Genomic DNA, 238 nt, shown 5'->3' on the forward strand with positions numbered 1-238 from the left:
AACGCCCAACGCGACCAGCCGCCGACATAGACCACGTCGCCGACCTTGAAGCCGGTCTCTGTGACCTGAAGTTCGCGCATGTGGGCGATGTCGCCGTGGCGCTCGATGGAGTTCACATCGGCGTAGATGGCGAAACGACCGACGCCGACAGGCGCGAGAGCGGAAACGGGATCGGCCAGCAGGGCCAGTATCAGAGCCATCATGCGACCAGGGTCTCGGCTTGATGCAGGTCCACGCT

General features: G+C 63.9%; 1 protein-coding gene. It reads right to left on the reverse strand.

From position 1 onward, the window contains the following. On the reverse strand, positions 1–203 hold a 203-nt coding region (locus CVH10_RS24190; RefSeq protein ID WP_219925106.1), incomplete at its 3' end, for a hypothetical protein. Between the last annotated feature and the right edge of the window lie 35 nt (positions 204–238).

This window comes from Halomonas sp. ND22Bw, assembly GCF_003011945.1.
Lineage (GTDB): Bacteria > Pseudomonadota > Gammaproteobacteria > Pseudomonadales > Halomonadaceae > Halomonas > Halomonas halophila.